General features: G+C 75.5%; 4 protein-coding genes and 1 tRNA gene. 1 reads left to right on the plus strand and 4 read right to left on the minus strand.

Annotated elements, in window-relative coordinates; genetic code table 11:
- Window positions 1–91: 91 nt before the first annotated feature.
- The 3 genes from ACWEMJ_RS33755 to ACWEMJ_RS33765 all read right to left on the minus strand — a co-directional run bounded on the left by ACWEMJ_RS33755 (window position 92) and on the right by ACWEMJ_RS33765 (window position 3065).
- The gene (locus tag ACWEMJ_RS33755) at window positions 92–466 is read right to left on the minus strand and encodes a hypothetical protein (protein WP_452140961.1); all 375 of its coding nucleotides are present in this window, start codon (window positions 464–466) and stop codon (window positions 92–94) included.
- A 70-nt stretch (window positions 467–536) separates the two neighbouring features.
- Window positions 537–1094: a hypothetical protein gene (locus tag ACWEMJ_RS33760; protein ID WP_452140962.1), complete on the minus strand. Its 558-nt coding sequence runs from the start codon at window positions 1092–1094 to the stop codon at window positions 537–539.
- A gap of 69 nt (window positions 1095–1163) precedes the next feature.
- Window positions 1164–3065, minus strand: coding sequence for a serine/threonine-protein kinase (locus ACWEMJ_RS33765; protein ID WP_452140963.1), 1902 nt, complete (start codon window positions 3063–3065; stop codon window positions 1164–1166).
- A 472-nt stretch (window positions 3066–3537) separates the two neighbouring features.
- On the opposite strand from ACWEMJ_RS33765, the gene ACWEMJ_RS33770 reads away from it, so the two are divergent.
- On the plus strand, window positions 3538–3711 hold the full coding sequence (locus ACWEMJ_RS33770) for a hypothetical protein (protein WP_452140964.1): 174 nt from the start codon (window positions 3538–3540) through the stop codon (window positions 3709–3711).
- A 221-nt stretch (window positions 3712–3932) separates the two neighbouring features.
- On the opposite strand, the gene ACWEMJ_RS33775 is transcribed toward ACWEMJ_RS33770, so the two are convergent.
- Window positions 3933–3993 (minus strand) — tRNA-Val (locus ACWEMJ_RS33775).

A 3993-nucleotide genomic window follows, 5' to 3' on the forward strand; every position in this document is an offset into this window, starting at 1 on the left:
TGTTCGCCAGCGAAGTCATGAAGCGAGATGGTCACGGCCGCGATCTTCTCACGCCCAGCTCCCACGCCGGTGATCCTTTCCGGTCACGGCACTAGAGAGCGGTCAGCACCGCCTCGTCGGCCCCGTCCAGCACCAACCCGTTGTCGAAGCGGACCCGGACCGACGAGCGCGGCCCCCGCACCTGGAACGCCTCCCAGTGCGGCACCAGCTTGGCGATCTCGGCCTCCAACTGCTTGAGACTCTCCGCGGGCATGGTGTGCCCGTAGTCGTCGTGCAGCGCCCGCAGCCGCTCGTACTCGCGGACCTCCTCGGGCGCCGCCACCTCCCCGACCACGTGCTCGACGGTGCCCTCGACGCCCGCCCCGAGCAGCAGCACCCCCACCGCCTCCCCGCCCCCGGACGCGGAGGCGTCCCCCAGCACCACGTCCGCCACCAGCTTGACCCGCGCCCCTGCGACCAGCGCCATCGCTCCCGTACCTCCCGGTCTCGCCCGATTTTCCGCGGATCATTATCCGCCGTGGCCGCCCGATGACCGGTCAGGCTGCCCGGCGGGCCGCCGGCGGCGATATCGGCTGCGGGGCCGGCCGCCGCGGGTCGTGGTGGCGGCGGCCCGTCAAGTCGCCGACACGCAGCACCAGATCGGGCGACGGGGGAGCGGGCCACACCGTCAGGCGGTGCTCCTCGACGGGGCGGGCGGCGGTGTCGGCCTCCCGGCCCCGGTCCCGGCCCCGGGTCTGCACCCGGACCCGGTACCAGCCGCGCCCCGCGTGCGCCAGGTTGCCGGCCTCGGCGATGTCCACCCCGTCCCAGGCCCGCAGGCGCAACTCGCCGCTGCTGTACAGCGACAGCTCCACCGCGCTCTCCCACTCCGGCCCGGGCTCGGCCGGCCGCTGCGCCGCGCGCTCCACGCCGAGCCGGATCAGCCCGGTGTGCGTGCCGCACAGCACCGTCAGGTGGTCCGGGCACCCGGCCGCCACCCCGTTGCCGTGGAACAGCCGGGCCAGCGCGTGCGCGTCCCAGCCGTCCGGCAGCTCCGGGCCGTACAGGAAATACTGGCAGTACGCGACGTGCATCGCGTCGGTCGTCCACATCATGCGGCACATGCTGCCGCCGGGCACTGACAGGCCGTCACCGGCAGTTGAGCGCCCGCCCCGGGCCGCCGCTCAGTTCCCGGACACGCCCGCGCCCGGCCAGGACTCCTCCAGGCTGCCGTCCGGCCGCACGGTGTACCGGGTCGAGGAGACCGCGCCGGTGCGGTCCACCCGCTCCTCGCGGACCAGCGCGCCGTTCTCCACCCGCCACACCGCCCCGGCCTCCGGGTTCGCGGTGGACGCGCGGCCGGAGACGAGCACCGGCGCGTCGCCGTTGAAGCCGTACAGCTGTACCAGGTCGACGGGGACGGAGCCCTCCACCCGCCGCAGCACCACCAGCGTCGCCCGGTCGTCCCGGTAGCGGGCGGGCAGCACGGCGGACAGCGTGACGGGCGCGCCCGCGCCGGTCGAGCCGCCGTCGTGCAGCTGGATCGCGGGGCCGCCCGCCGGGTCCGGGTAGCTGCGGTTGGGCCAGTCCACGGACGGCGGGCTGCCGAGCGCCGGGCCCAGGCCGGAAGCACGGGCGGCCGTGTTCAGGCTGTCCACGGACAGCGTCGCACCGCCGGTCGGCTTCACGGGGGCGGTCGCGGTCGGCAGCGGAAGGCCCTGGGTGGCCCGGTTCTCGCAGCCCTGCGCGACGGCGATGGCCAGCGCCACCCCGAGCGTCACGGTGACGAACACCACCAGGCGCTGCCGCATCAGCCGTTGACGGGCCGTCGGCCGGGCCGGCCCGGGGGCCCGCCCGGGCGGGGGAGTGCGGTCGCGGCCCGGCACCGGGGTGCGCTCCCGCCCGGCGGACGCGGCGGGCCGGCGCTCGCGCACCGTGTCGCCGTCGCGGACCGGACGCCGCACCCGCTCGGTCCGGGCGTCCGGACTCACCTCCGGCCGGGGCACCGCCGCCGCCGCAGGCCGCCCGCCCGCAGCCGCAGGCCGACCCCCGGCCGCCGGACGGTCGGCGGCCGGCGGCGCACCGGCCGAGGCCCGCGCCGCGTCCGCGGCCGGCCGGCGACCCGCACCGGGCCCCGGCCCCCCGGGCGCACCGGCCGGACGGCGCGGCGGCGCCCCCTCGGGCCGCCCGGCCACCGGCGCCTCCGCCGCGGCCGCCGCCCGCTCCTCCGCCCGCGCCGCGGCCCTGGCAGCCCGGCCGCCGCCGACGCCGCGCGCCGCGAGTTCGCTCAGCCGCTCGTGCAGCGCGGGCGCCGGCGGCCGCTCGGACGGCTCTTTGGCCAGGCAGGCCCGCACCACCGGGGCCAGCACCGGCGGAATCCCGGACAGGTCCGGCTCCTCGTGCACCACCCGGTACAGCATCACCTCGGACGAGGCGCCCGACCCGAACGGCGACTCCCCGGTCAGCGCGAACGCCAGCGTCGCCCCGAACGCGAACACGTCGGTGGCGGGCGTCACCGCCGCGCCGCGCACCTGCTCGGGCGCCAGGAAGCCCGGCGAGCCCACCGCCGTCCCGACGTGCGTCAGCGTGGACGCGCCGCGCGACCAGGCGATGCCGAAGTCGATGATCCGGGGGCCCTTGGGGGAGAGCAGGATGTTCGACGGCTTGAGGTCGCGGTGCACCACGCCCGCCTCGTGCACCTTCACCAGCCCGTCGGCCAGCGCCGCGCCGATCCGCGCAGCGTCCGGCCAGGCCAGCACGCCCTCCTCGGAGACCTGCTTGTACAGCGAAGGCCCCGGCACGTACGCGGTGGCCAGCCACGGCCGGTCGGCCTCGATGTCGGAGCCCATCACGCGGGCCGTGCAGCCGCCGCGGATCCGCGAGGCCGCCGCGATCTCCCGGGCGAAGCGGGTGCGGAACTCGGCGTCCTCGGCGAGTTCGGCGCGGATCAGCTTGAGCGCGACCCGCTGCCCCTTGCGGTCCGAACCGAGGAAGACCACACCCATCCCGCCGGCGCCCAGCCGCCGGTGCAACCGGTACGGGCCGACGATGCGGGGGTCCTCACGCCGCAGCCGCATCATTGCCATCTGCCCGTACCCGTTCCCGTTCCGTCAGCCCGTGGGGTGAGGCCCCGTCGGATGGGGCATCGTCAGTCAACTGTCCTGGCACAGCTTACGGACAGGTAGCGGCCCCGTGCTGACACGCAACACACGAACCGCCGGTCGGATTGTCGGATCGGCACCGCCGCCGGGCCGTCAAACCCCCTGCCACGCCCGCGATCCGGCCGTTCCCCCAGGGGAAGCCGTCAGGGTCGCCTAAGGGGTCCGCGCACTCCCGTCTCCGACTCCAGACGTACGCGCCGCCCCTCTCCTCCTACCAGCGGATGCGATCGGAACGGTACGACGGCATGACGACGCCGAAAGCCGCCCCGCATACGGTTGTTCACAGCGAGGACGGCCCCGCTCGTCCCCCGAGAAATGACCGTCCTCGCTACCGAGCAGCACCACCCGTCCCCGACCCGATCCGAGCAGCACCGCAGCCCGCAGGAGCACAGCAGACATGGCACCGCTCGACCGAGCCCTTCGCCGCCGGCCGCACCCCGCGGAGACCCGGCACCCGATGGTCGCCCTCGCCATCGCCCTGCCCTGCGCGATCCTGCTGATGGCCCTGTTCGGGGCGTGGGACCAACTGGCGATCCAGACCCAGGCGGTCGCCGATCTGATCGGGCGCTGACCCCCATGGGGTAGGGGTCTTCGCGCCGGTCCGGAGCAACCCTCATCAAGTCGTGGACGGACGAAATGAGTGGCGCAGGCTGCAGCTCCGGGCCCACCCGGTGGCCGGGAACGACACGTCGGTGAGGGCGTGCCGTTCCCGGCCACTCCCATGTCCGCCGCAGGGGCCACAACGCCGAGAGCCGCCGCCCGAATTCGGACGACGGCTCTCAACCACTGTGCGCGATACTGGGATTGAACCAGTGACCCCTACCGTGTCAAGGTAGTGCTCTCCCGCTGAGCT

It is taken from the genome of Kitasatospora sp. NPDC004531, from assembly GCF_053602195.1.

Coding starts and splice junctions, on each gene's coding strand:
- ACWEMJ_RS33755 (WP_452140961.1), bottom strand. CDS start 466: ATGGCGCTGGTCGCAGGGGCGCGGGTCAAGCTGGTGGCGGACGTGGTG.
- ACWEMJ_RS33760 (WP_452140962.1), bottom strand. CDS start 1,094: ATGATGTGGACGACCGACGCGATGCACGTCGCGTACTGCCAGTATTTC.
- ACWEMJ_RS33765 (WP_452140963.1), bottom strand. CDS start 3,065: ATGGCAATGATGCGGCTGCGGCGTGAGGACCCCCGCATCGTCGGCCCG.
- ACWEMJ_RS33770 (WP_452140964.1), top strand. CDS start 3,538: ATGGCACCGCTCGACCGAGCCCTTCGCCGCCGGCCGCACCCCGCGGAG.